25 protein-coding genes and 1 pseudogene are annotated in these 23,638 nt (G+C 59.0%); 7 read left to right on the top strand and 19 right to left on the bottom strand.

Annotated features, from left to right (window positions below; translation table 11 throughout):
* Position 1: 1 nt before the first annotated feature.
* Both AC1DNI_RS15680 and AC1DNI_RS15675 read right to left on the bottom strand, forming a co-directional pair.
* Positions 2–307 carry a DUF1244 domain-containing protein gene (locus AC1DNI_RS15680; RefSeq protein ID WP_477692510.1) on the bottom strand — a complete coding sequence of 102 codons (306 nt, stop codon included), beginning with the start codon at positions 305–307 and terminating at the stop codon, positions 2–4.
* A 19-nt stretch (positions 308–326) separates the two neighbouring features.
* A complete protein-coding gene (locus AC1DNI_RS15675) occupies positions 327–1,139 on the bottom strand; it encodes an N-formylglutamate amidohydrolase (RefSeq protein WP_477692509.1) in 813 nt (270 codons plus the stop codon).
* A 317-nt stretch (positions 1,140–1,456) separates the two neighbouring features.
* Between AC1DNI_RS15675 and AC1DNI_RS15670 the strand changes: the two genes are divergently transcribed.
* From AC1DNI_RS15670 to pyk, 3 genes are all read left to right on the top strand, one after another.
* Positions 1,457–3,835 (top strand): family 20 glycosylhydrolase, encoded by a 2,379-nt coding sequence (locus AC1DNI_RS15670; RefSeq protein ID WP_477692508.1) that lies wholly within the window; start codon positions 1,457–1,459, stop codon positions 3,833–3,835.
* A 402-nt stretch (positions 3,836–4,237) separates the two neighbouring features.
* Complete coding sequence (locus AC1DNI_RS15665; protein ID WP_027231192.1) at positions 4,238–4,663, top strand: DUF1036 domain-containing protein; 426 nt, start codon at positions 4,238–4,240, stop codon at positions 4,661–4,663.
* Positions 4,660–6,096, top strand: coding sequence for a pyruvate kinase (gene pyk, locus AC1DNI_RS15660; protein ID WP_477692507.1), 1,437 nt, complete (start codon positions 4,660–4,662; stop codon positions 6,094–6,096). The genes AC1DNI_RS15665 and pyk overlap by 4 nt, the downstream gene beginning before the upstream one ends.
* A 101-nt stretch (positions 6,097–6,197) precedes the next feature.
* On the opposite strand, the gene AC1DNI_RS15655 is transcribed toward pyk, so the two are convergent.
* The 5 genes from AC1DNI_RS15655 to AC1DNI_RS15635 form a co-directional block, all read right to left on the bottom strand.
* Positions 6,198–6,806 (bottom strand): hypothetical protein, encoded by a 609-nt coding sequence (locus AC1DNI_RS15655; RefSeq protein WP_477692506.1) that lies wholly within the window; start codon positions 6,804–6,806, stop codon positions 6,198–6,200.
* 62 nt (positions 6,807–6,868) lie between these two features.
* Complete coding sequence (gene ykgO, locus AC1DNI_RS15650) at positions 6,869–6,994, bottom strand: type B 50S ribosomal protein L36 (protein ID WP_027231189.1); 126 nt, start codon at positions 6,992–6,994, stop codon at positions 6,869–6,871.
* 165 nt (positions 6,995–7,159) lie between these two features.
* Positions 7,160–8,233 (bottom strand): 5-(carboxyamino)imidazole ribonucleotide synthase, encoded by a 1,074-nt coding sequence (locus AC1DNI_RS15645; protein ID WP_477692505.1) that lies wholly within the window; start codon positions 8,231–8,233, stop codon positions 7,160–7,162.
* Positions 8,234–8,235: 2 nt separating this feature from the next.
* Positions 8,236–8,733 carry a 5-(carboxyamino)imidazole ribonucleotide mutase gene (gene purE / locus AC1DNI_RS15640; RefSeq protein WP_477692504.1) on the bottom strand — a complete coding sequence of 166 codons (498 nt, stop codon included), beginning with the start codon at positions 8,731–8,733 and terminating at the stop codon, positions 8,236–8,238.
* A gap of 104 nt (positions 8,734–8,837) precedes the next feature.
* Positions 8,838–9,041, bottom strand: coding sequence for a YdcH family protein (locus AC1DNI_RS15635; RefSeq protein WP_027231186.1), 204 nt, complete (start codon positions 9,039–9,041; stop codon positions 8,838–8,840).
* A gap of 226 nt (positions 9,042–9,267) precedes the next feature.
* On the opposite strand from AC1DNI_RS15635, the gene AC1DNI_RS15630 reads away from it, so the two are divergent.
* Positions 9,268–9,447: a YdcH family protein gene (locus AC1DNI_RS15630; protein ID WP_027231185.1), complete on the top strand. Its 180-nt coding sequence runs from the start codon at positions 9,268–9,270 to the stop codon at positions 9,445–9,447.
* Between the two features lie 118 nt (positions 9,448–9,565).
* Here AC1DNI_RS15630 and AC1DNI_RS15625 read toward each other — a convergent pair whose 3' ends face one another.
* From AC1DNI_RS15625 to AC1DNI_RS15615, 3 genes are all read right to left on the bottom strand, one after another.
* Positions 9,566–9,829, bottom strand: a complete 264-nt coding sequence (locus AC1DNI_RS15625) for an ArsR/SmtB family transcription factor (protein WP_027231184.1) — start codon at positions 9,827–9,829, stop codon at positions 9,566–9,568.
* A 77-nt stretch (positions 9,830–9,906) separates the two neighbouring features.
* Positions 9,907–11,163 carry an MFS transporter gene (locus tag AC1DNI_RS15620; RefSeq protein WP_477692503.1) on the bottom strand — a complete coding sequence of 419 codons (1,257 nt, stop codon included), beginning with the start codon at positions 11,161–11,163 and terminating at the stop codon, positions 9,907–9,909.
* 111 nt (positions 11,164–11,274) lie between these two features.
* Positions 11,275–11,460 carry a DUF1192 domain-containing protein gene (locus tag AC1DNI_RS15615; protein WP_477692502.1) on the bottom strand — a complete coding sequence of 62 codons (186 nt, stop codon included), beginning with the start codon at positions 11,458–11,460 and terminating at the stop codon, positions 11,275–11,277.
* A 95-nt stretch (positions 11,461–11,555) separates the two neighbouring features.
* Between AC1DNI_RS15615 and AC1DNI_RS15610 the strand changes: the two genes are divergently transcribed.
* The gene (locus AC1DNI_RS15610) at positions 11,556–12,560 is read left to right on the top strand and encodes an NAD(P)H-quinone oxidoreductase (RefSeq protein ID WP_477692501.1); all 1,005 of its coding nucleotides are present in this window, start codon (positions 11,556–11,558) and stop codon (positions 12,558–12,560) included.
* An 82-nt stretch (positions 12,561–12,642) separates the two neighbouring features.
* On the opposite strand, the pseudogene AC1DNI_RS15605 reads toward AC1DNI_RS15610, so the two are convergent.
* Positions 12,643–14,843 (bottom strand): annotated as a pseudogene (locus AC1DNI_RS15605) (esterase-like activity of phytase family protein).
* A gap of 227 nt (positions 14,844–15,070) precedes the next feature.
* On the opposite strand from AC1DNI_RS15605, the gene AC1DNI_RS15600 reads away from it, so the two are divergent.
* Positions 15,071–15,763 (top strand): DUF1013 domain-containing protein, encoded by a 693-nt coding sequence (locus AC1DNI_RS15600; RefSeq protein ID WP_027231179.1) that lies wholly within the window; start codon positions 15,071–15,073, stop codon positions 15,761–15,763.
* 150 nt (positions 15,764–15,913) lie between these two features.
* Here AC1DNI_RS15600 and AC1DNI_RS15595 read toward each other — a convergent pair whose 3' ends face one another.
* The 5 genes from AC1DNI_RS15595 to AC1DNI_RS15575 all read right to left on the bottom strand — a co-directional run bounded on the left by AC1DNI_RS15595 (position 15,914) and on the right by AC1DNI_RS15575 (position 19,959).
* Entirely contained in the window at positions 15,914–16,624 is a 711-nt protein-coding gene (locus AC1DNI_RS15595; RefSeq protein WP_027231178.1) for a helix-turn-helix transcriptional regulator, read from the bottom strand.
* Positions 16,617–17,027: a hypothetical protein gene (locus AC1DNI_RS15590; protein WP_477692500.1), complete on the bottom strand. Its 411-nt coding sequence runs from the start codon at positions 17,025–17,027 to the stop codon at positions 16,617–16,619. Before AC1DNI_RS15590 ends, AC1DNI_RS15595 begins: the two co-directional genes overlap by 8 nt.
* Positions 17,028–17,052: 25 nt before the next feature.
* Positions 17,053–17,640 carry a DJ-1/PfpI family protein gene (locus AC1DNI_RS15585; RefSeq protein WP_477692499.1) on the bottom strand — a complete coding sequence of 196 codons (588 nt, stop codon included), beginning with the start codon at positions 17,638–17,640 and terminating at the stop codon, positions 17,053–17,055.
* A gap of 29 nt (positions 17,641–17,669) precedes the next feature.
* Positions 17,670–17,969, bottom strand: a complete 300-nt coding sequence (locus tag AC1DNI_RS15580) for a DUF1127 domain-containing protein (protein WP_113281490.1) — start codon at positions 17,967–17,969, stop codon at positions 17,670–17,672.
* An 85-nt stretch (positions 17,970–18,054) separates the two neighbouring features.
* Entirely contained in the window at positions 18,055–19,959 is a 1,905-nt protein-coding gene (locus tag AC1DNI_RS15575; RefSeq protein WP_477692498.1) for a propionyl-CoA synthetase, read from the bottom strand.
* A gap of 125 nt (positions 19,960–20,084) precedes the next feature.
* Between AC1DNI_RS15575 and AC1DNI_RS15570 the strand changes: the two genes are divergently transcribed.
* Positions 20,085–20,246: a hypothetical protein gene (locus tag AC1DNI_RS15570; RefSeq protein WP_172982571.1), complete on the top strand. Its 162-nt coding sequence runs from the start codon at positions 20,085–20,087 to the stop codon at positions 20,244–20,246.
* Positions 20,247–20,311: 65 nt separating this feature from the next.
* On the opposite strand, the gene AC1DNI_RS15565 is transcribed toward AC1DNI_RS15570, so the two are convergent.
* From AC1DNI_RS15565 to AC1DNI_RS15555, 3 genes are all read right to left on the bottom strand, one after another.
* Positions 20,312–21,058, bottom strand: a complete 747-nt coding sequence (locus tag AC1DNI_RS15565) for an SGNH/GDSL hydrolase family protein (RefSeq protein WP_477692497.1) — start codon at positions 21,056–21,058, stop codon at positions 20,312–20,314.
* Between the two features lie 81 nt (positions 21,059–21,139).
* Positions 21,140–22,165: a class I fructose-bisphosphate aldolase gene (locus AC1DNI_RS15560; RefSeq protein ID WP_027231173.1), complete on the bottom strand. Its 1,026-nt coding sequence runs from the start codon at positions 22,163–22,165 to the stop codon at positions 21,140–21,142.
* A gap of 267 nt (positions 22,166–22,432) precedes the next feature.
* Complete coding sequence (locus AC1DNI_RS15555; RefSeq protein ID WP_477692496.1) at positions 22,433–23,626, bottom strand: phosphoglycerate kinase; 1,194 nt, start codon at positions 23,624–23,626, stop codon at positions 22,433–22,435.
* Positions 23,627–23,638 lie beyond the last annotated feature (12 nt).

The raw sequence follows: 23,638 nt of genomic DNA, 5'->3' as shown, positions 1-23,638 counted from the left end.
CTCAATGCGATGGTTTGTTCGTCTCGAAGGCAGCCTTTTGTGCCTCGCTCGCTTCACGCTGGTTCCTGGCTTGCCACTGCGCATAGGGCTCGCCATAAATGATCTCGCGCGATTCTTCTTTCGACATCGAAACGCCGTCGCCCTCGGCGGCCTCCCTGTACCAATTCGACAGGCAGTTGCGGCAGAAGCCGGCAAGGTTCATCAAGTCGATATTCTGCACGTCACTGCGTTCGCGCAGGTGCTCGACCAACTTGCGGAAGGCGGCGGCTTCGAAAGCCGTCTGTTGCTCGTTCGTAAGCTTGGTCATGATCCGATCTCCGCTCGATTCAGTTCGATGTCTCATCAGGCGATCCGGCAATGGGCCCGGTTCGCGAACCGAAATGCCTGACCACATGCATATCGGGGTCGGCATTGATGGCGTCAAGGATCGGCGCAAGCCGGTTGGCCCATTGCTCAACCCCTGCTTCGTCGGCGATAAGATCCTGCCGCACTTCGATCAATGCGTGAGCAAGGCCGGTCACGATGCAATGCTGGAACATCGTGTCGTTGCGGAGCGCTCCGTCATAGGGCTCATTGTCGCCTACGACGAGTTGCGGATCGGCTCGCAGACCTTCGATCAGCGGGCGGACCGCGCGCCAGTCGTTGTCCCAGAGAATGCCGGCATGCCAGGGACGCGGCGTTGACTTCCAGAACGCCGTGAACGAATGGATGGAAATAACGAGCGGCGCCTTGCCGCTCGCCTTGGTCACCGCTTCGATCGCTTGTGAAACTGCCGTGTGATAAGGCCGGTAATAGCCCTCGATCCGCCTCGCGCGCTCCTCCGGCGGCATGGGATTGTTGCCCGGAATGATCGCGCCATCGGACAAGCGCATGATCAGCGTGGGGTCGTCCTCGCCGCGATTGGGATCGATCAAAAGCCGCGAGAAGCCGCCAAGGACAGCGGGGACGCCGAGCATCGCCGCGAGCCGCCGCGTCAACTGCTCGACGCCGATATCGTAGGCGATGTGACGCTCGAATTCTGACGGCGGCAGACCGAGCGAACCATACGCCTGAGGCAAATCGCGCCGCGCGTGATCGGCAAGCAAGATAAGGCCCCTGGACCTATCGCCATCAACCAGATGAAGAGGTGAAAACGGCATTCGCGGTGCTCGCTGCTTGGGGATGACAACTTCCTGTTTTCCACGGGCTGGACCGCTTTGCAACTGGGCCGCCACCAGATGCAAAAATGGCTCGAATAAATTGGTATTAGTTTGGGCTGTATTGGTTTCATTTCTGCAGTGCGCAGGTCCTTAGCTATTCGCAAACTCGACGACAAAAGCGCGCAAAATGGAACTTTAGTAGAATTGCGTCAACGAAAGAATGATCCCAATCTAATACCACTTGCTCTCCTCGTTTGGAGCCGCTCATCTTATGAAACTACTTTTCAGAAAATAATAATTCAAAGGGGTTCATCATTATGAAAAAAGCACTTTTGGCGACTGCTGCCTTATCCTTATTCCTGGCGGGCTGTGACGGCGCTGACGAGAAGCCGGCAAATGGCGCTACATCCACTTTCTCCGATCAGAACGCTGCAAAGAACGCTGCTGCCACAGAGGGTGACAAGCAACTTGATGACCGCATTGCAAGACTCGACGCGGAACAGCGTGCGATTATCGCTGAACAAAACACGAGAATCACCGTGTTGGAGGAGGCGCACGTCGAGGCGGAACGGCGGAATGCCGAGGCCTTGGCCAAACTGAAGCAGGATGTTGCCGCCGCCCTGCGGCGCGGCGATTTCGCATTGGCAGCTGAGAGCCGCATCGTGGTTGAAGCGGCTCCCGAGGGTTTTGTCGCTGCACTTTCAGCTCCCCAGGGCTGGGCCCAGAAGCTACGCTATGCGACCGGCTTCAAACTACCGGTCGTCGAGAAAGTAGCACCGGCAAACGAGGATATTGTGCTGTCGGCCGCGCCTGACGCGGGCTTTCTCACCGCTGCCGAGGCGGCGACTCTGACAATCCGGGATGGCGCCAATTCCTACACGAAGCCGATCCCTGACAACGCCCTTAACCAAGGCTACCAATATAATTTTGGTCCCAAAGGCGCAGTCGTTCGCTTTAGCAGTGCAACCGGCGGGCTGAATGGTTTTATCGCCCTCGCCAGGAAAATCATGGGCGACGGCAATCTTGCGGGAAAGCACTGGCTCCTATCCAAGGCCAGCGGTATCGATTACCCGGCCTATGAAAGCCGAACAATCATGCTCGACGTCGGCCGCTACTTCATGCCGGTCGAACAGATCATCGGCTACATGGAAAAGATGAGCCTGTTCAAACTTAACGAACTGCACATGCATATCCAGGACGATCGCACGGTAGAGATGGTGAATGGCAGCATCACCAAGAGAGAAGGCGCGTTCCGTCTTTATAGTCCGGAAAGGCCCGAACTCATGCCACCGGACAAGAAATATTACACAAGGGATGATTGGGATCGGCTGGAGGAGGCTGCCGCACGCTACGGCATCACGATCTTTCCTGAATTCGAGGGGCCAGGGCACGCGCGTTCCTGGCTAAAGGCCTATCCCGATATTCCCTACAATACGAAACGGAACGAGCTGGACATGACCCAGCCCGAAAAGACAGCAACAATCGTTGTGAGTGTGATAAACCATTTTCGGCCCTGGTTCCGATCGGGGATCGTACATCTTGGCGGAGATGAATCTGCGCAAAGGGCGACGGACTATATAAACATTCTGTATAATAAGATCTCACAATCAGCAGCAAACCCAGACGGATTTAGCGAGGTTAGGGCCTGGCACCCTGGCGTCGACATCTGGCCCACGACTGCACCTGCAAAGGCTGTAAATCCTGCAATCAAGATTCATCATTGGAGTTGGGACCTTTGGGGCGTGAACGAGCAGCCCCGCGAGGTCGTCGGGCTGATTTCAGATCATTTTTACTATCTCCCCGGCGACATGGAACACTACAATCTCGGGGTCGGCCTTATCGCGGAGACTGCGGAGAAAGCATACTCCATTTCTTTAGGTCAGTCGGTGGAGCTGCAATACGCTCCAAGCGGCTACTTCTTCGCGAACTGGAACGACGCCTCGACCATGGCGGGCATTACTGTGGATATGGTGAATTCCGGCATGGCGCGAAGTCTACCAATCATGGGCGAGATGACCTGGACGGGACCTGTTTACGATCAGGCCGGGAAACGCCTGACGATCGTCGACCGAAACTATGTCAGTCAGGCTCCTATCTCGCAGGAACTCTCTTCCTACTGGCTACGCGAGCGCTTCCCGTATCTCGACGGGCTTCAGGCGCTGAACGTGCTGATGGATAATTCACGGCACCGCATTATCGATGCGCCGACCGAGGAGGAGCGGACCATGGGCCGTTATGCTGACCCGAAGAAAGGCGGGTTCAAGCCTGGACCGGCCGAAACGGACTTTATGGCCTGGGACACCGAGGACCTGGACGCTGCGTTCAATGGTCCGAAATTTTTCCGTGACGGCATGTTCGTGGCGGATATTCCCGGGGAAGGCAAACCGTTCACCTTGCGACCGGATGTCATCTGTCACGATCCGGCTTTCGTCGCCGGCGGCACTGCCAAGTCCCGCTGCGACGAGGACAGCTGGGATAATGACATCGTTCCCGCCCTCGCCTCGGGCAAGCCCGCCTCCGGCGGTCTTCTGAAGCTGGGCGCGGGCAAGCTCATCCTAGCCGGCAAAAACACCTACATCGGCGACACGATCATTGAAGGGGGCACGCTGGAGGTGAAGGGGTCGATCACCTCCAAGGTGATGACGAAGGGTGACGGAGTATATGTCGGCCCACCCGAGGTGATGCATATACAGTAGGCGCCAGCTCCTTCGATATCGAAGTCAGAAAATCGGCCGCATTTTGCGGCCGATTTGCCTGCGCGCGCATGGCAAGTATCTATCGCACCCTTGCCTTGTGACCTCGACCGGAAAACCTGGGTGACGATTTGCTTCTTGGACACGCGCCCGCGTTAAGCTCTTTCAACCGAAATCGCGCTTGTTTCGCCGCCTTTGCCCTGCTCTTTCATGGCAATGATCATTCTTTTGTCGCACTCGTCGCTGAACTTGCCATTCAAACGATTAGCGCGTTGACAATGCCCATGAAACTGCCGAAAAGAGGTTCGAAGACGGACGGAGGCAATATTGCGTGAGGGCATTGAATTCCACCCCGATCAGCATCGGCGGACGCGCCTGGGCAGCTTTCTAGCGGCTTTTTTATTCATATTTCTAGCAGCCAGTTTTGCGGCTCCTGAGAAGGCCCACGCTGATTTTCGCGTGTGCAACACCACACAAAATCTTGTCGGCGTCGCGCTCGGCTATCGCGCCAAGACAGGCTGGATCACCGAAGGCTGGTGGCATGTCAACGCCTCATCCTGCACGACCCTCGTCGTCGGACCGCTGACATCGCGCTACTATTATCTCTACGCGGAAGACGCCCAGAGCGGCGGCCGCTGGGACGGCAAGATCAACATGTGTGTCGCGGAAAACCAGTTTAAGATCACCGGCATCAATGACTGTTTTGCCCGCGGATTTCAGCGCGCGGGATTTCAGGAGTATGATACCGGCGAGCAGACGAGCTGGATGGTCCAGCTTACCGAAGAGAATCCTCCCTCCTCTCCAATCGTAACGGATACCCCTCCTCAATGAGACGTCGCCGCAAGGTCAAGATTCTAGCCACCCTCGGACCCGCTTCTTCCGAAGAAGTCATGATCCGCAAATTGTTCGAAGCGGGTGCTGACGTATTCCGCATCAACATGAGCCATGCCAGTCACGATCTGATGCGCGAGCTCGTGCGCCGCATCCGCCGCGTCGAGAAGGACCTCGGCCGCCCGATCGGCATTCTCGCCGACCTCCAGGGCCCGAAGCTGCGTGTCGGCAAGTTCGCGGACGGCAAGGTCGATCTTACGCCGGGCCAGACCTTCACGCTCGATAGCAACGATACGCCCGGTGACAACACCCGCGTGTTCCTGCCGCATCCCGAGATTCTCGAGGCCGTCGAGCCCGGCCATCGCCTGCTCATCGACGATGGCAAGCTGGCGCTCGTCGCCGAGGCATCGGACGGCAAGTCGATCCGCTGCCGCGTCGTTTCGGGCACCAAGATTTCCGACAAGAAAGGCGTCAGCCTGCCCGACACGACACTCGGCGTCGGTGCGCTGACCGAGAAGGACCGGCGCGATCTCGATGCGGTCTTGCAGGAAGAAATCGACTGGGTCGCCCTCTCCTTTATCCAGCGGCCCGAGGATCTTGCAGAAGTGCGCAAGATCTCGCGTGGCCGCGTTGCTCTCCTCTCCAAGATCGAAAAGCCGCAGGCCGTGGCGCGGCTCGATGAAATCATCGAGCTTTCCGATGCGCTGATGGTCGCCCGCGGCGATCTCGGCGTCGAGATGCCCCTCGAATCGGTTCCCGGTATCCAGAAGCAGATCATTCGTGCCTGCCGGCGTGCCGGCAAGCCTGTCGTCGTCGCGACCCAGATGCTGGAATCGATGATCACGGCCCCGGTCCCGACCCGCGCTGAAGTGTCTGACGTCGCTACCGCCGTTTTCGAGGGCGCGGACGCGGTTATGCTTTCGGCCGAATCTGCCGCCGGCGATTATCCGATCGAAGCTGTCTCGACGATGGCGCGCGTCGCCGAAGAGGTGGAGCGCGACCCGAACTATCCGGGCATCATCCATGCCCAGCGCCCGGAACCCAATGCAACCGGCGCCGATGCGATCTCGCTCGCCGCCCGCCAGATCGCCGAGACGCTGAACCTTTCCGCCATCGTCACCTACACGGCGTCAGGCACGACCGGACTGCGCGCAGCGCGTGAGCGCCCGCTACTGCCGATCATCGCGCTTTCGCCCGTGGTGGAGACGGCCCGCAAGCTGTCGCTGGTCTGGGGCCTGCACTGCGTCGTGACGGAGGACGCATCCGATCTCGACGACATGGTCGATCGCGCCTGCCACATCGCCTATCAGGAAGAGTTCGGCAATCCGGGCGACCGGGTGATCATTTCGGCAGGTGTGCCACTGCGCACGCCCGGCTCGACCAATATGCTGCGCATTGCCTATATCGGTTCGGACGGCCTGACCGGCATCTAAATCGGGCATATTGAACTTGAATTGATGTGGTTCGGCCTACGGGGTCGAACCACATTGCATTTGTGGCATGCCGGCATCTGCCAGCCGAAATCGCCTGGATATCAGGTGCGCTGGCCGGTGAGTTCGTCGGCAAGTTCCCCCGCCTGTTTCTGCGCTTCGCGCATCATCGGATAGACCGTCAGGACGCGTTCGAAAGCCTGGAGGGCGGCTTCCTTGCGCCCCGTATCCTTGAGGATAGCGGCCATACCGGCCATGGCACCAAAATGCCTCGGCTCAAGCGCCAGTGTCTTCTGTATGTCGGCCATCGACCGGCCGTAGTCGTTCATGAGGAAATGCAGCGTTGCGCGCCGGTTCCAGCCCTCGGCAAAATCGGGCTTCATCGTCACGACCTGGTCGAGAAAATCGAGGGCGACCGAGTATTTCTTGTCTTCCATCGCCTTGGCGGCCCAGCCCATCATGAGGTCGACGGTGGCGCTGCCGGAGTTTTGCCATTGAATCTGGATCAGCGAGGCAATGCGTGCAGCCTTCACCTCGTTGCTCTCGCGCTTCAAGGAAGCAAAGAGCTCGTCGAGCCGCAAGGCGCGCTTTTGCGCCTGGGTCATATCGGGAAGGGCGGCCTGTTGTCCGATGGGCGCCTGGTCCTCGGCGAAAGCCAAGGCCGGCGATATTGCCAGTGAAGTTACGACTGAAAACGCAAAGACGCTCCGCATGAGACGGATCGTAATCCGTATCAGCGAAACGTCAAATGCAAATAAGCGTGAGTCGCGGACGATCAGCCCTGGCGCGCTTTGAAACGCGGAGCAGTCTTGTTGATGATGTAGATGCGGCCCTTGCGACGGACCAGCTGATTGTCACGATGACGGGCCTTGAGAGCCTTGAGCGAGTTCTTGATCTTCATTTCAGCACCGGTATCTTTACGCCCGAAACCGGGCACCAATAAAAAGCGCGCCTGAGCAGCGCGCCGGAAACACGTGGCGGGGAAATAGCCAATGATTACCCCGAATGTCAACTCCCTGCTGGCGATTCATCGCATGATTCCGCGTTCAATCGCTTATTTGTCCAGCTAAAGTCTTTTGCTGATGCGCGTGACATGGCCCATCTTGCGGCCGGGGCGCGCTTCCGCCTTGCCGTAAACGTGCACGACTGCACCGGGCTCCTTGAGGAGTTCCGGCACTTTGTCGATATCGTCGCCGATCAGATTTTCCATCACGCAGTCGGAATGCCGCCTTGTATCGCCGAGCGGCAAGCCGGCGATGGCGCGGATATGCTGTTCAAACTGCGAGACGGCGCAGGCAGCCTCCGTCCAATGGCCGGAATTGTGCACGCGCGGAGCAAATTCATTGGCGAGCAGCGTGCCGTTGGCCAGAACGAAGAACTCGACGCCGACGACGCCAACGTAATCAAGGCCCTCGAGCAGCTTGCGCGCGGCATCGGCAGCGAGCCCGGCCATGGTCGATGAGACCGATACAGGGACGGTCGACGTCGCGAGAATGCCGTCTTTATGTACGTTCTCGGCAATGTCGTAGACCTTGATATTGCCTTCCTGATCGCGCGCGGCGATTACCGAGATTTCACGCGTGAAATCGACCATCGCCTCGAGGATGGCGGGCACCGCGCCGATTGCCGCGTAGCCTGCCTTCGCACTCTCGCCCTTGGCTCCGGTGAACTTGACCTGACCCTTGCCGTCATAGCCGAAGCGCCGTGTCTTCAATATGCCCTTGCCATCGAACGCCAGCAGGGCGGCTTCGAGATCGCCTTCGCTTTCGACGATGCGCCATTGCGCCGTCGGAATGCCGACCTTGGCAAGGAACCGCTTTTCGGCCACGCGGTCCTGCGAAACCTTGAGCGCCTCAGGCGGGGGAAACACACTTTTTGTCTCGTTCAGCGTTTCCGCTGCATCGACCGGCACATTCTCGAATTCGTAGGTAATGACATCGCTGACCTCGGCGAGTTGTTCGAGCGCATTCGGCTCGTCATAGGCCGCGAGGATGTGCTGGTTGGCGACCTGACCTGCAGGACAATCGCCCTGGGGTTCCAGGATCACCGTCCGGTAGCCAAGCCGCGCCGCCGCCATCGCCAGCATGCGCCCAAGCTGCCCGCCGCCGATAATGCCTATTGTCGAACCTGGAGATATCATGCTCATGCCTCGTCAGAAGGCCGCAGAGCAACCTTGTCGCTTTGCTCCTGCCGGAATTCATCCAACCGTACCGCAAGGGCGGTATCGTTCAGCGCCAGGACCGCCGCGGCCAGCAATGCTGCATTGACTGCGCCAGCCCGCCCGATCGCCAATGTCCCGACCGGGATACCTGCAGGCATCTGCACGATCGACAGCAGCGAATCCTGCCCCGACAGAGCCTTCGATTCGACCGGAACGCCGAACACGGGCAAAGCAGTCATCGAAGCTGCCATCCCGGGAAGATGTGCAGCGCCGCCGGCGCCTGCAATAATGACCTTAAAACCAGCCTCGCGCGCCCCTTTGGCAAAGGCGACGAGACGGTCCGGTGTCCTGTGTGCCGAGACGATCCGGTCGTCATGGGAAATGCCGAGCGCATCGAGCGTTTCGGCGGCGTGACGCATGGTGGCCCAGTCGGACTGGCTTCCCATGATGATTGCGACGTCAGCGCGTTTATCTGGCATTGAGCATCCTCTGAAATACGAGGCGGTGTGGGAGTAGGTCGGATTAAAGGAAAAGGTTGTCCCCCGCAAGTTAACTCGCGGACAGGTGCCTGCCGTTCTTGCAATCAGGCAATTATATCGGGGGTAATCTTGTCTTCGAGCTCGATGAGCTTGTCTTTGATGATGAGCTTCTTCTTCTTCATGCGCTGGATGCGAAGCTGGTCGCAGCCCACCTGGATCATTGCTTGTATGGCGGCATCGAAGTCCATGTGTTCTTGTTTCAATCTTGCGACTGCCAATCGAATGTCAGCCTGATCCTGATCGGACATGCAGTGATTCCCGATATTTCGCTGTAATAGAAGCTAGTGACTGGTTGCAGGCAATTCTGTCCTCGCCAGCACGTCGCCATATCACATTTTACACCACAAGAAAATCCTACGAAACAAATTCGACAATTGCTTAAAGTGGTGGCAGACTGTCACGGCTCTGTCACATACTTGCCGCGCGGCAAGTGGAGCACGTACGAGTTGGGCAACAAACCAAGGGAGAAGCCGGATGGCCATTGAGTCTCATCTTGAAACGCTTGAACGTAAGCATGGAGCGCTTGAAAAGCAGATTGCTGATGCGTTGTTAAGTCCCGCCTCCGACGACCTGATGATAAGCGATTTGAAGCGTCGCAAGCTTATGCTGAAAGAACAGATCGAAAGGCTGAAATTAGCCGTCACCCACCACTAGGAAGGTCCCACGAAATTCCATCCGGCAGCTACCCAGCGCCGCGATGGCAGCGATAAAAAAGCCCGGTCCTCGCTTCACGCAGGGACCGGGTTTTTCTTTGCCCGCCATGAAAATCGTCTCACCCGCTCCAGAACTGGTCGAGCCATAAATTCAGATGAAAGAAACCGCTGTCATCGACGGCGTAGATGCGGCGCGTGCCCTCCGATTTCACCTTGACGAGGCGCGCATCGAGCAGCGCTTTCAGGTGCTGGGAAACCGCTGGCCGTGAGATCGGGAGCCCGAGCGCAAGCTCGTTCACGGTTTTTGGCCCGCGGCGAAGTTCCTCAAGGAGGTAACGGCGGTTGGGATCTGAAATGGCTGTAAAGGCATCCGTCTCGACCATGTAGAATAGTCGGTTTAAACGAAGCGCATTGTCAACGGATTTTGTCGTCGAGTGAACCTCCAGAGGTCCGCAAACGCCTATTCTGCCGGGTTTTCGGCGCGCGGATCGAGCCGCACGCTTTCCGGCGTTACCCGCTCGGCGCCGGCAGTTTTGAAATTGTCCCTGAGCTCTATCGGTACGGGCGCGCGCATGCGCGAGCGGATAATCGCATGGGTCATGATCAGAACATGCGCGAGCGCTGTGACGCCGAAGAGCGCCGATGGCGAAATGCTCTCCATGGCAAGGGCGCCGAGGATAGGACCGAGCATCGTGCCAAAGCCGTAGAGGAGCAGCAGGCCGCTCGTGACTTTGACGAAATTTGCCGAGTCGGCAAAGTCATTGGCATGGGCGACAGCGACGGGATAGAGCGCATAGGCCAGCCCGCCATAGATCGCCGTCATGATCAAGATGACATAGGCATTGTGCGGGGAGATAAGGAAGATCAGAAGGCCTATCACCGCAGCCGCGCCGCCAACGATCGCAAGGACGTAGCGCCGGTCGGTGCGGTCGGACATGCGGCCGACGGGGATTTGCATCAGCGCGCCGCCCATGACCGAAGCGCTCATCATCAAGGCGATCTCGGTTGTCGAAATGCCCGTGGATGCACCATAGACCGCGCCGAGCGTACCGAACGCGCCGTTGGCCACGCCAATGAGGATACAGCCCAGAAAAGCCACGGGCGAATTGCGATAGAGGGCCCTGAGGTCGAGTTGGACTTCCGTCAGCGGTTTTGGACTGCTGGCGGTCGAAATGGCGGTTGGTATCAGTGCAAGGCAGAAGAGGATGCCGGTCAGCATGAAGAACGTCCCCGAGCGCACGTCGCCAAAGCCGATCATCATCTGGCCTACCGTGATGGATGCGAAGTTGACCACCATGTAGAGGCCGAAAATCTGGCCGCGATTGGTATTCGTCGCCCGCTCGTTCAGCCAGCTCTCGATGACCATGTAGGAGCCTGCCATGGCAAAGCCGGTCAGGGCGCGCAGGGCGATCCAGGCCATCGGCTCGACGAGAATCCCGGTGAACAGCGCAACAATTGCCGCGATCGCGGCAAAGGCGCTGAAGGCCCGCACATGGCCCACCCGTCGCACCAGGCGCGGCGCAAGCAGGCAGGAGGTGATGAAGCCCCCTGCCCAGGCCGTCCCGAGGAGGCCGAGCGAGGTCGTCGAGAAGCCTTCAGCACCGCCGCGCAGTGGCAGGAGCAAACCGTGCAGGCCGGATGCCATGACAAGAAACGATGTACCGCAAAGAAGCGCGAAGACCTGGATGAACGAACGAAACACGGCAAGACCTTGCATGAGAATGAGGGAGGAACCGACTCGCTAACTCCGCCGGCACCGGGTTCGTTTCATGGAGCAATAGGGTAACTTCATGGCATCCCTGTTTCGTTACCCGGAGACTATCAAAACTTAGCGGAAGAGCGCTTCGGCCGCGACCTTGCTGTTGTCCTTGCGGGAACGTTCTTCTTCGAGGCGTGTGATTTCAGTCCGCAGCAGGACTATCCGCTCGTCAAGTTCGGAAACCGACAGCAGCGACAGATCCTGCCCTATGTCATGAACGACCTTGCGTCTTGGCTCTTCGTCGAAAACTGACATCATTTCCTCCAAGATAAGCTCTAATATACGAAGATACAGCCCAACCACTTGGAATTGCAAATCATTCTGGCGAATCGATCGAAGGGAACAGCTCCATGGCCGAAAAAATACCGACAACCATGACGGCAATCGAGATCACCCAGCCAGGGGGGCCGTTGGTGCTGAAGGCAGGAAAACGCGGCGTTCCCGAGCCACGTCCCGGCGAGCTGTTGATCGAGGTCAAAGCCGCAGGCGTGAACCGTCCGGACGTGTTGCAAAGGCAGGGCCACTACCCGCCTCCGGCCGGCGCTTCCGATATTCCGGGGCTTGAGATTGCCGGCGATATCGTTGCTGTGGGCGCAAATGTTACCCGCTTTCGAATCGGGGAACGGGTGACCGCGCTCGTTGCCGGCGGCGGTTACGCCGAGTTTTGCAGCGTGCACGAAACCAACGCGCTGCCGATCCCGGCCGGCTACGGCTATATCGAGGCGGCCGCCATTCCGGAGACGTACTTCACGGTCTGGCACAACGTCTTCCAACGCGGCGCGCTGAAGGAAGGTGAAACCTTTCTCGTGCACGGCGGCTCCTCGGGCATCGGCACCACAGCCATCCAGCTCGCACACGCGTTCGGCGCCTCGGTCATGACCACTGTCGGCTCGCAGGAGAAGCGCGAGGCTTGCCTCAAGCTCGGCGCCAGCCATGCCATCAATTATCGCGAGGAAGATTTCGTCAAGTCGGTCAAGGATGCGACCGAGGGCAAGGGTGCAAATCTCATCCTCGACATGGTCGGCGGCGACTACATCGAGCGTAACTACGAAGCCGCCGCGCTTGACGGGCGGATTGTGCAGATCGCCTTTCTGCACGGTGCCAAGGCGACGAGCGACATTTCCAAACTGATGGTGAAGCGCCTCACGCATACAGGATCAACCCTGCGCAATAGGCCCGTGGAGTTCAAGGCGGGTATCGCAAGGGCGCTCGAGACCAAGGTCTGGCCGCTGCTGGTCGAACGCCGCGTCGCGCCGGTGATCGACATGGTCTATCCGCTGCACGAGGCCTGGCGGGCGCATGAGCGCATGGAAGACGGCCATCACATCGGCAAGATCGTGCTCGACGTCGGCTAAACGACTGAACTCGTCTTGTTTACATAGAAACGCGATAGGGCCGCAGGTGTAAGGCTGCGGCCCGGTCTATCGCTACCCGATATCAGTTGGTCGCCTGCACCTTGCCGACGCTGAAAAACAGGGTTTCGCCGGACGAACCATCGACCCCGTCATTGTCGGTAACGGCATAGCCATTGCCATCGGAATCGATGGTGAAACCTTCAAGCTTCTCGACGACATAGCCATTCGAAACCTTCAGATCGTCCATGAAGTCGTGGGCAAGCACCTTGGTCACGACCGGAAGCTTGTCGCCGATCTTGGCCGGCTTCAGGCCGTCAAGCGCGATGCGATAGAGCCGCTTCACCGCCGCTTTCTGCCCGATCTGGTTGTCACGCTCGATGATATAGAGCTGACCGTCATGGGCGGTGATCTCCGAGAGGCCGACCCAGCCATTTTCCGTCTTGTCGAGCGGATAGGAGACCGCGCTCCAGCTCTTGTCCTTGACGTTATAGGCAAGGAGCTTGACGAAACCCTTCTCGTCATCCTTCCACTCGCGCTGGATCGCCGTCCAGAGAACCGCATCATCGCCCTCACCAACGCGGGTTATGCCTTCAAGGCCAAAACGCGTCTGGTTCGGAAGCAGTTCTTCCGGAAGGGCTATTTCCTTCTTGATCTCGCCCTTGTCGTTCACGTTGAGGATCGCATGCGGGACGAGCTTTGCCTGGTCGCCTTCGTTGGCGAGCCAGAACCCACCCTGACCGTCCGTGGTGATGCCTTCGATATCGAGCTTCTGCGCCGCCTGTCCGCCGCGCTTGACAGTGAGCGCCTCGGTGATTTTCGCCGGCGTCTGTTTGGCATCGATGGTGAAGATCGAGGGGGCAGCGTAGTAGAACGAGTCGGAGACAGCGTAGAGCTTGCCGGGCTCTTTCAGATCGCCGACGAGGCCGGATAGAGCGCCCCAGCCGAGCGGCGTCCCGTCATCCTTCGTAGTCGAGACGATCTGCGGATAATTAGGCTGCTGTTCCTTGAGTTCATAGATCATGACGTGTGAGCGCGCGCCGCCATCTTCGACGAGATCGCTCTCGTTGGCTGTAACCAGAAGATTGCGCGAGGGGATGGCCAGAACGCCTTCAGGTCCAATGCCTGAGGGGAGCAGCTGCACGAATTGCGGCTCCGCACCATTATCCTTGTAGACGCCGACGAGCGAAGCGCGCTCGCTGGCGACGAAAAGATAATTGGTGTCGCCGAACTTGCCCACTTCGGCGCCTTCGAGCTCGACGCCCTTCTTGTTACGCTTGTCCGGATAGTGTCCGGCTTCCGCCATCTTCCACTCGAGCGAGGGGCCGGATTCATAAAGCAGCTTGCCGTCCTTGGAGAAGATGCTGAAGCTGCGAGAGCCGCCCTTGTAATCGCCTTCATTGGCGATGACGAAGCGGTCATTGTCGAGCCATTTTACGGTGTCGGGCTCGCGCAGCACGCCCTTCATGCTGCCGTCGAATTTGAGTGCGCCGTCATTTTTCACGTCGATCTTGTCGAGATCGACGGTGCCGGCGGAGAAATGGTTGACGATCTTGCCGGTTGCCGCATCGACAATGGCAATATGGTTGTTTTCCTGCAGCGTAACGGCGATCAAATTGTCCTTGTTGATCGAGACGAACTCGGGTTCGGCATCCTCCGGTGCAATTTCGGAGAGCCCGGTCAGTTCAACGGTCTTATGCCGGCGCAGTCCGCCGCGCCGTCCTTCAGCGCCAGAACCTTGAGATTTCCGGATGGCATCTGCGGCAGCGCGCCTTCATTGATCTCTTCGTCACGTTCGTTCTCGATGACGATGGCAGCGAAGGTCTGGTCCGGTGAGATCGCAACCGAGTCCGGCTGGCCGCCGAGATCGCAGCTCGAGACGACCTTGCGTGACGCGATATCGATGATGTCGAGGCGGCCCGACGGGTTGGCCTTGTCCTTGGACGTATTGACCGCGGCAAAGACCGTATCGCCGAGAGCTGCAACCGAGGTGGGCTCACCCTCTACCTTGATGATGCCGCCTGCCTGCGGCTTTGCCGGATCGGTGATATCGATGAAGCCGATCGAACCGTAAGGGCTATCCGAATAGATCAATGTCTTACCATCACCGGAAACGGTGATGATCTCGGAAGACGTCGGCTTCGACTTGTCAGCGTCCTTCGGCAGATTATCGGCTACGGCAAAGCTGGCGATCCGGTTGAAAATGGGGGCGGCAGACGCAGGCATGGCTACGGATGCAAGAAGTGCCGCGCCAAGCCCGAGATAGATCGTGTTCCTGTTGGACATTAGTAGACCTCCGATTGTGATTGCGGAGATCGATGGCGTAGATGCATTGCAGTGCGATGACACTTTGATGACAGTTCGATGAAACGGCTCGGGAGCGGATTCCTGCGGTTGAATCCGATTCTTGCTCATCGGTTAAAATGAAGGTATATAGCGCCTCGAATTCCCGGAAATTGTGGTTGAACCCACGTCCCGCGCCACCGGAGCGGACGAACGAGAGGATTATATCTATGGCCACCCAGCTTCTTATGCCAAAGGCAACGGCCGTCTGGCTTGTCGACAATACCGCTCTTTCTTTCGAACAGATCGCCGCTTTCTGCAAGTTGCATCCGCTCGAAGTGAAGGCGATCGCCGATGGCGAGTCCGCGCAGGGCATCAAGGGCCTGGACCCGCTGATCACCGGCCAGCTTTCGCGCGAGGAAATTGCGCGTGGCGAGGCCGACGTCAATCACAAGCTCAAGATTTCCGATCCGAAGGTCCGCGTTCCCGAGACCAAGCGCAAGGGCCCGCGCTATACGCCGCTTTCCAAGCGCCAGGATCGCCCAAATGCTATTCTCTGGCTCGTCCGCAATCATCCGGAGTTGAAGGACGCACAGATTTCTCGCCTCATCGGCACGACAAAATCGACGATCGAGCAAATTCGTAACCGTACCCACTGGAACTCCAACAACCTGCAGCCGATGGACCCGGTGACGCTGGGCCTTTGCTCGCAGATCGATCTCGACATCGAGGTCGAGCGCTCGTCGCGCGGCCGTCCCGCCCAGCCGGTCGAGAGCGGCGATACCTTGCTGCCGGCTTCGGCAACCGAGAACCTCGACGTACAACCGCAGGTTCGCGACGAGGATGAAGAGCTCGACGCCGACAAGGTCTTCGCCAAGCTGTCGTCCCTCAAGGGCCGCAATCAGGACGAAGACGAGGAATAGGCTCCTCTGCCTCGTCGTTTGACGGGGACTTAAGGAATAAAAAAAGCTCCGTCAGCGGAGCTTTTTTTTATTGCCGGGAAAATATTCTGACGGATTCGAAACCAGGCCCTTACCCAGTTCGCGGCATGATTCGGCATTCCTTGCCAGCTTTCAAGATGCCTTCGCCCGCGTCTCCGGCGTCTCGCTGAGTTCGACCCGGCGATAGAAATCGGCAAGCGTCTTGCCGCGCTCCTGCCGGAAAATGCGGTCGATCTTCTCAACCTTGGCAATGCGGTCGATGCGGAACGTGCGGAAATCATTGCGCAATTCGCACCAGCTGATCAGCGTCCACACCTTGCCCCAGAACCACAGCCCCAGCGGCCGGATGTCCCGCATGCTCTCCTTGCCTTCGAGGTCCGTATAGGTGATCGAAAGCACACGGCATTGTTCGGCGGCGTTTTCCGCAAGATCGATCAGTGACCGGTCGTTCTCGGTAATGCTCGTTCCGGAAGCATGGATATGCGTGTTGGCGATCCGGGGGCGTTCTTCCTTGGGCAGTACAGCACCGATCTTGATGATGGCTTCCTCGGCAGCACGTGCCATGGAGGCACCGCCCCAGGCGGTAATGAGCCGTGCACCGGCAACGAGCGCGACCACCTCGTCGCGCGTGAACATCAGCGGTGGCAGGTCGAAGCCTTCACGCAGGATGTAACCGACGCCCGCTTCGCCATCGATCGGAACGCCGGTCGATTGCAGATCAGAAATATCACGATAGATCGTACGCTCCGACACCTCGAGTTTCTCAGCCAGCTGGCGCGCTGTCACGAGCCTGCCGCCACGCAGTTTCTGCACGATCTGGAATAGCCGGTCCGCCCTACGCATCGCTCAATCCTTCCCGCCGGCGCTGTTCGAGGACAAACGCCGGTCCAAAGGAGAGCTTGGCAATCGTCGGCGTCTTGATGTTGACGACACGCCAGAACGGCGTGATTGCCTTGACATCGCCTGTTAGCTGATAGGCCTCATAGGCAGCTTCCGCCACCGTCCGCAGGTGAAACCCGGTGGTAATCGGACAGGTAACCTCCGCACCATGCGCCTTCGCCATCGCCCGGCGCATGGACTTCACGTCCATCTCGGCGCCTTCGGGAAGACCGCGAATGAACTCATCGATCTCCAGCGCCGTTGGCACGAGCATGATCTCACCGGCCTTCATGCCGGCAATACTGATCGGCGCAGGCTTGACCTGGTGCCGATCCTCGGAATTCAGCTTTTCAGTCCACGTCTTCATATTACGCGTCCTCACTCGGCCGATGTCAGGCCGTCTGGTATTCCTGCGCGATGAACGCACGCATCTCGGCCACCTGGCCAGCCTGCTCCGGCATCAGCGCTTCAAGGAAACTCGTGGCAAAGGTACCCGGTGCCGCTCCGGATGCGCTGACGATATGACCATCGCGCACTGCGTGCGGAACATCCTGGTAGAGTTCCGCGCCCTTGTAATCGCCGATCTTTGACTCCAGCCATCCGGCGCCGTTACTGGTATGGCGTCGGCCCTCGAACAGGCCGGCGCGGGCGAGCGCCAGCGTCCCGCCACAGATGGCCCCCACGATGGCGCCCCGCGACAAAGTCGCATTCAACAGGGGCGAAATGTCAGGAGCATCTTCCTCCGGCCACAGGTCCGAGCCGATGATGGCGAGACCATCGAGATCGGCATTCTCATCCGGCGCAACACCCCGATCCGGTATGAGCTTAAGTCCACCGATCGAGCGGAGTGGACCTTGCGACGGCGACAGGGCGACGATGCGCCCGCCGAACCATTCAGTAGCGGAGCCGGAAAGCAGACCGAATTCCCAATCGGCAAACTTGTCTATGAATACCATTCCGATCAGCTTCTTCGCTTCCATGCCGCCACTCCCATTGCCGCTCTGAAAAATCAATATTCTAGCCCGAAACGCCGGGATTTGCTTGTCTTTTTGGGCTGGAATGCTCTTGTCCAATCGATATGCCGCAGGGGAAGGTCGACGCCGGCACTGTCGGTGCCGACGTCTGCATTCCTCATTGCGCCACGACGTGCAAGACGCTCTGCATAAGCATCCGGCCAGCCGATATCCTTGAGCACATGCTCGGGAAGCGAATTGAGATGGCGCTCCGTGCGCAGTTCCTCGCGATAGGCTGCGAAGTCAGTCAACAGACGCCTTACTGTCTGAACGATGCCAAAATCTACGTAAGTCATAACCCTGTCTCCTTGTCATCACGGAGACACTATCGCACATCCCTCCTGACAACCTTCTGTCAGGAGGATGTCATGAGGACTCAAATCATTTTCGGCCTATACCGCGCGCCTCGAGGACCACGATGATCTCATCGAGAATCGCCGGGTCGTCGATCGTGGCCGGCATGTTCCAGGGCTCCTGATCGGCTATCTTTTGCATCGTCCCGCGCAATATCTTGCCGGATCGCGTTTTAGGCAGCCGCTTTGCGGTGATGGCCAGCTTGAACGCCGCGATGGGCCCGATCCTTTCGCGAATGAGCACCACGCAATCCTGTTCGATATCCGCTTCGGCGCGCGTCACGCCGGATTTGAGGACGATGAAGCCGCATGGCACCTGACCTTTGAGATGGTCGGCAATGCCGATCACCGCGCATTCGGCAACGTCCGGATGGCTTGAAAGCACCTCTTCCATCGCCCCCGTCGAAAGGCGATGCCCGGCGACGTTGATGATGTCGTCGGTGCGGCTCATGATATAGACATAGCCCTCCTCATCGACGATCCCGGCATCGGCGGTTTTGTAATAGCCCGGAAACTCGCTGGTATAGGCTTCGCAAAACCGCTTGTCGGCGTTCCACAGCGTGGGCAGGCATGAGGGCGGCAGCGGCAGCTTGACAACGATGTTGCCGAGGTCGCCGCGCTTGACGGGGTGGCCGGCATCGTCGAGGACCTGAATGTCATAGCCTGGCATCGGCACGGTGGGCGAGCCGTACTTGACCGGCAACATGCCGAGACCCGCCGGATTAGCCGCCATCGGCCAGCCGCTTTCCGTCTGCCACCAATGATCGATGACCGGCACCCCGAGCTTCTCCTCGGCCCATTTGATCGTGTCCGTATCGGCGCGTTCGCCCGCCAGAAACAGATATTTCAGCGAGGACAGATCATACCTGGCGATGAATTCGCCTTTCGGATCCTCCTTCTTGATGGCGCGGAATGCGGTTGGCGCGGTGAACAGCACCTTGACCTTGTGCTCCGATATGACCCGCCAGAATGCACCTGCATCCGGCGTACCAACCGGCTTGCCCTCATAGATGATGCTGGTGGCGCCGATGAACAGCGGTGCATAGGCGATATAGGAGTGACCGACAGCCCAGCCGATATCGGACGCCGCCCAAAACACCTCGCCGGGCTTGGTGTCGTAGATCGCCCCCATCGACCAGGCGAGCGCCACCAGATGTCCGCCATTGTCGCGCACGACACCCTTGGGCTGGCCGGTCGTGCCCGATGTGTAGAGGATATACAGCGGATCGGTTGCCTCGAAGACCGCACAGGGCACCTTGCGCCCGCGTGCGGCTGCCACCGCATCGCCATAATCGAAATCGCGACCCGCAACGAGTTCATGCGGTTGCTGTGGACGCACGAGGATAAGGCAGGTCCCGACCTTGTGCGCGGCCTGCTCGATGGCCTTGTCGAGCATAGGCTTGTAAGCCACCACACGCCCGGGTTCGAGGCCGCAGGATGTCGCTATGATCATGACCGGCTTGGCATCGTCGATGCGCGTCGCCAGTTCATGCGCTGCAAACCCGCCGAAAACAACGGAATGAACGGCGCCTATCCGGGCGCAGGCGAGCATTGCGACGATGGCTTCCGGTACCATGGCCATGTAGATGATAACGCGGTCGCCCTTGCCCACGCCCTTGTCGATCAGAACGGCCGCGAGCGCATTGACCTCGTCAAGGAGCTCGGCATAGGTGATCCTGCGCTGCGTTCCGGTGACTGCACTATCATAGATCAGGGCGGGCTGATCCGCCCTGCCCTGTTCCACATGGCGATCGACGGCATTGTGGCAGGTGTTGCATTGGGCCCCGGCATACCAGCGCCCGTAGGGGCCTTGCTCTGGGTCAAACACCTTATCCCAGGGCTTGAACCAGTCTATCGCCACGGCCGCATGAGCCCAGAAGGCCAGCGGATCGGTTTGCCACTCGCGATAAACGTCCTTGTATCGTGATGTCATGTATTTCCTCCCGAGCTTGGCAGCATCCGCAATGTGCGGGCCAGAGTCAAAGGTCGAATTGACAGTCTACGGTCAATCCCCCACAACTCCGCCACCGACCCGACCGCCTCCAACCGCCGGACACCATGCTCAAGATTCTGCCCTTTGCACTGATATTGATGATGGTGCTTCACATCATCAAGCCGCTCGGTTGGCCAGGCATGAAAAAGCGCGGCGATTTCTGGAAGATCGCCGCTGGCGCCATGCTGGCCATGTTTCTGGTGGTGGTGATCGGGCATGCGGGTTAGATCAGTTCCGCGTCCGAAGATGCAGGTCAAGTTCTGATCACCTTGAGCGTTTCGCCCGGATTCCCCTAAAGCAATTCCTGCCCGTTCTCGGTCTCGGCGCGGTTGAGAATGAACGGCACCAGATGCTTCGCCCAAGCGTCATAGCCTAGCGCCGAGGCGTGGAAACCATCCGCAGCAAAACCCTCCGGCCCTTCGACGGGAAGCCGCGGCGCAGCGACGGCCATGCGCTCACGGCAAAGGCGTTCGCCGAGTTTGTTTATCGCATCGGCGCGCCCCTCAAGGATGCGACCAAGCAGTTTCGGCATCGCCGGCACATCGCGAAAGTCGATTACCTTCGACCAGACGATGTGAGCCTCCGGCCACTTTGCCTTCAACGCATAGAGCAGACCGCCGAACTCCCGCTTGAAACGCGGCAGTGAGTGAAAATTCTTGGTATCGTTCGTTCCGGTCGTCAGAACGATATGGGTCCACATGCCGCGTTCGAGGTTGGGAACGACATGATCGCGCAACTGGCCCGAGGTTGCCGAGTTGAACCCTGCGGCGCGCCAGATGATCTTGCGGCCCGTTCGGCCCTGCAGATGCACGGCAAGCCTGACGCATAGCCCTTGCCACGGATCGCTTACACCGACGCCAGCCGAAGACGAGTCACCGATAACAAGCAATCGAATGGCCGGATCCTTGCCCGCAATCTCCCCAACAGGCAAACCTGCCGGGGGCGCCATGCGCTCCGTCCTGAGCCGCACGCCAATGCCCTGCCAGGCGTAGACCGGGTAGAGCAGCCAGCTGAGGAGGGGATGGAACGGCGATGTCATGCGCGGTTGAATACTCCACGAAAAAACCCGGACTGATACCAGCCCGGGTCCATCAGATACGCTTCTATAGATAAAAAACGCTTAAGCGGCCTTTTCGAGGTCCTTCTTCCAGCCGCCCATCGCAGCAAGACCGTTCATCTTGGCGCGGTGCGTAAAGGCACGCTGGCCGGCCGCGACATTCTCCGACTTGCCCTTCCAGGCGCTCAGCGCCGCAGCTTGCAGAGCGCGGCCATAGGAGAAGGTCAGCTTCCACGGCGTCGTGAAGTTCGCGTTCATCGCCGAAAGATGCGCAGTCGCTTCCTCGTCGCTCTGACCACCGGAAAGAAACGCGATACCTGGCACGGCAGCAGGCACCGTCGCCTTGAGAACGCGCACGGTCTGTTCTGCGACTTCGTCCACTGAGGCCTTGCGGGCCTTCTGGCCATCGATGACCATGTTCGGCTTGAGGATCATGCCTTCGAGCTTGACGCGGGCATCGTAGAGTTCAGCGAAGACTGTCTTCAACACGAGCTCGGTTACCTCGTAGCAACGCTCGATCGAGTGCGTGCCCGGCTTGCCGTCCATCAGCACTTCCGGCTCGACGATCGGCACAATGCCGGCTTCCTGGCACAGCGCGGCATAGCGGGCGAGTGCTTGCGCATTCTGCTTGACGGCACCCCATGTCGGCAATGTGTCGCTGATCGAGATGACGCCGCGCCATTTGGCAAAGCGTGCACCGAGGCCATAATATTCGGCAAGGCGCTCGCGCAGGCCGTCGAGGCCCTCGGTGATCGTTTCGCCCGGATAGCCCGCAAGCGGTTTTGCGCCGGCATCGACCTTGATGCCGGGAATGCAGCCGTCGGCCTTCATGATGTCGACGAATGGCGTGCCATCCTTGGCGCTCTGGCGGATCGTCTCGTCGTAGAGAATGACGCCGGAAATATTGTTACGCATCGCATCCTGCGAACGGAACAGCATCTCGCGATAGTCGCGCCGGCTATCGGCAGTCGATTCCAGGTCGATCGTGTCGAAACGTTTCTTGATTGTTGCGGTGCTCTCATCGGCAGCAAGAAGACCCTTGCCGTCGGCAACCATTGCAATCGCGATATCTTCCAGGCGTTCGCTCATAGATTATTTTACTCCGTTTCCCATGCGTTGGCGCATATCAGAAGCCTAGGGGAAACAAAATGGCGATCCAAGCTATTGAAACGATTGAAATTTTTTCAACCGATTTAACAGCATAACATTTTCTGTTGTTCGTTAACTGGAAAATCGCTCAACGCCGGGTTGCGCCCACGCCGACCATCGAGCGGCGGCGGCAAAGCCGAGCGTTTGGCTTTGCGCCTCGCTTCGATTTGACCTCCCCTCAAGCGGGGAGGGCAAGGTGTCTTGCACTTATTTCTTCAACACATCGACGCCTGGAAGCGGCTTGCCTTCCATCCATTCCAGGAAGGCGCCCCCGGCCGTCGAAACATAGCTGAAATCGTCGGCAACGCCCGCATGATTGAGGGCGGCGACCGTATCGCCGCCGCCGGCGACGGAAACAAGCTGGCCAGCCCGGGTACGTGCAGCGACATGCCGGGCTGCAGCGACTGTCGCCTGGTCGAAGGGGTGCAGTTCGAAGGCGCCGAGCGGGCCGTTCCACACCAGCGTCTTTGCATCATCGATGGCGCCCTTGATCCGCTCGATCGATTGCGGACCGACGTCAAGGATCATCCCGTCTTCAGGGATGGCATCGAGACCATAGGCACGGTGCGGGGCGTTTGCTTCAAAATGCCATGCCACCACCGCATCGACCGGCAGGATGATCGTGCAGTTTGCCGCATTCGCCTTGGCCATGATTTCGCGCGCTGTCGCGGCCAGATCGTGTTCGCACAGCGACTTGCCAACCTTCACCCCCTGTGCGGCGAGGAAGGTATTGGCCATGCCGCCGCCGATGACGAGCGCATCGACCTTCTGCACAAGATTGCCAAGAAGGTCGAGCTTGGAAGAAACCTTGGCGCCGCCGACAATGGCGACGACAGGACGTTGCGGATTGCCGAGGCCCTTTTCGAGAGCCTTGAGTTCCGCCTCCATGGTGCGACCGGCATGGGCGGGAAGAATACGGGCTAGTCCTTCGGTCGAGGCGTGGGCGCGGTGCGCTGCCGAGAACGCGTCGTTGACGTAGATGTCGCCATTTGCCGCAAGCGCCTTGACGAAAGCGGCATCATTCTTTTCCTCGCCCTTGTGGAAGCGTGTGTTCTCCAGCAGCAATACATCGCCGTTGTTGAGCTTCGCCACGGCTTCCGCTGCCTTCTCGCCGATGCAATCCTCTGCGAACTGGACATTGCGGGCGATGACCTTGGAGACGGCGTTGGCGATGGGTTTCAGCGAGAATTCCGGCGTCGGACCATCCTTGGGCCGGCCGAAATGCGCGAGCAGAACCACCTTCGCGCCCTTGTCTGACAGTTCGACAATGGTCGGAGCGACACGCTCGATACGCGTCGCGTCGGTGACGACGCCATCGGCGACAGGAACATTCAAATCCACGCGCACAAGGACGCGTTTTCCTGCAACGTCGGCGTCATCAAGCGTTTTGAAAGCTGGCATCGTCTTACCCTC

The organism is Phyllobacterium sp. 01N428 (assembly GCF_056399405.1).
The sequence above is the reverse complement of the archived record's forward strand: the minus strand, read 5'-3'. Positions and strand labels throughout refer to the sequence as shown.

Coding starts and splice junctions, on each gene's coding strand:
- AC1DNI_RS15680 (WP_477692510.1), bottom strand. CDS start 307: ATGACCAAGCTTACGAACGAGCAACAGACGGCTTTCGAAGCCGCCGCC.
- AC1DNI_RS15675 (WP_477692509.1), bottom strand. CDS start 1,139: ATGCCGTTTTCACCTCTTCATCTGGTTGATGGCGATAGGTCCAGGGGC.
- AC1DNI_RS15670 (WP_477692508.1), top strand. CDS start 1,457: ATGAAAAAAGCACTTTTGGCGACTGCTGCCTTATCCTTATTCCTGGCG.
- pyk (WP_477692507.1), top strand. CDS start 4,660: ATGAGACGTCGCCGCAAGGTCAAGATTCTAGCCACCCTCGGACCCGCT.
- AC1DNI_RS15655 (WP_477692506.1), bottom strand. CDS start 6,806: ATGCGGAGCGTCTTTGCGTTTTCAGTCGTAACTTCACTGGCAATATCG.
- ykgO (WP_027231189.1), bottom strand. CDS start 6,994: ATGAAGATCAAGAACTCGCTCAAGGCTCTCAAGGCCCGTCATCGTGAC.
- AC1DNI_RS15645 (WP_477692505.1), bottom strand. CDS start 8,233: ATGATATCTCCAGGTTCGACAATAGGCATTATCGGCGGCGGGCAGCTT.
- purE (WP_477692504.1), bottom strand. CDS start 8,733: ATGCCAGATAAACGCGCTGACGTCGCAATCATCATGGGAAGCCAGTCC.
- AC1DNI_RS15635 (WP_027231186.1), bottom strand. CDS start 9,041: ATGTCCGATCAGGATCAGGCTGACATTCGATTGGCAGTCGCAAGATTG.
- AC1DNI_RS15630 (WP_027231185.1), top strand. CDS start 9,268: ATGGCCATTGAGTCTCATCTTGAAACGCTTGAACGTAAGCATGGAGCG.
- AC1DNI_RS15625 (WP_027231184.1), bottom strand. CDS start 9,829: ATGGTCGAGACGGATGCCTTTACAGCCATTTCAGATCCCAACCGCCGT.
- AC1DNI_RS15620 (WP_477692503.1), bottom strand. CDS start 11,163: ATGCAAGGTCTTGCCGTGTTTCGTTCGTTCATCCAGGTCTTCGCGCTT.
- AC1DNI_RS15615 (WP_477692502.1), bottom strand. CDS start 11,460: ATGTCAGTTTTCGACGAAGAGCCAAGACGCAAGGTCGTTCATGACATA.
- AC1DNI_RS15610 (WP_477692501.1), top strand. CDS start 11,556: ATGGCCGAAAAAATACCGACAACCATGACGGCAATCGAGATCACCCAG.
- AC1DNI_RS15600 (WP_027231179.1), top strand. CDS start 15,071: ATGGCCACCCAGCTTCTTATGCCAAAGGCAACGGCCGTCTGGCTTGTC.
- AC1DNI_RS15595 (WP_027231178.1), bottom strand. CDS start 16,624: ATGCGTAGGGCGGACCGGCTATTCCAGATCGTGCAGAAACTGCGTGGC.
- AC1DNI_RS15590 (WP_477692500.1), bottom strand. CDS start 17,027: ATGAAGACGTGGACTGAAAAGCTGAATTCCGAGGATCGGCACCAGGTC.
- AC1DNI_RS15585 (WP_477692499.1), bottom strand. CDS start 17,640: ATGGAAGCGAAGAAGCTGATCGGAATGGTATTCATAGACAAGTTTGCC.
- AC1DNI_RS15580 (WP_113281490.1), bottom strand. CDS start 17,969: ATGACTTACGTAGATTTTGGCATCGTTCAGACAGTAAGGCGTCTGTTG.
- AC1DNI_RS15575 (WP_477692498.1), bottom strand. CDS start 19,959: ATGACATCACGATACAAGGACGTTTATCGCGAGTGGCAAACCGATCCG.
- AC1DNI_RS15570 (WP_172982571.1), top strand. CDS start 20,085: ATGCTCAAGATTCTGCCCTTTGCACTGATATTGATGATGGTGCTTCAC.
- AC1DNI_RS15565 (WP_477692497.1), bottom strand. CDS start 21,058: ATGACATCGCCGTTCCATCCCCTCCTCAGCTGGCTGCTCTACCCGGTC.
- AC1DNI_RS15560 (WP_027231173.1), bottom strand. CDS start 22,165: ATGAGCGAACGCCTGGAAGATATCGCGATTGCAATGGTTGCCGACGGC.
- AC1DNI_RS15555 (WP_477692496.1), bottom strand. CDS start 23,626: ATGCCAGCTTTCAAAACGCTTGATGACGCCGACGTTGCAGGAAAACGC.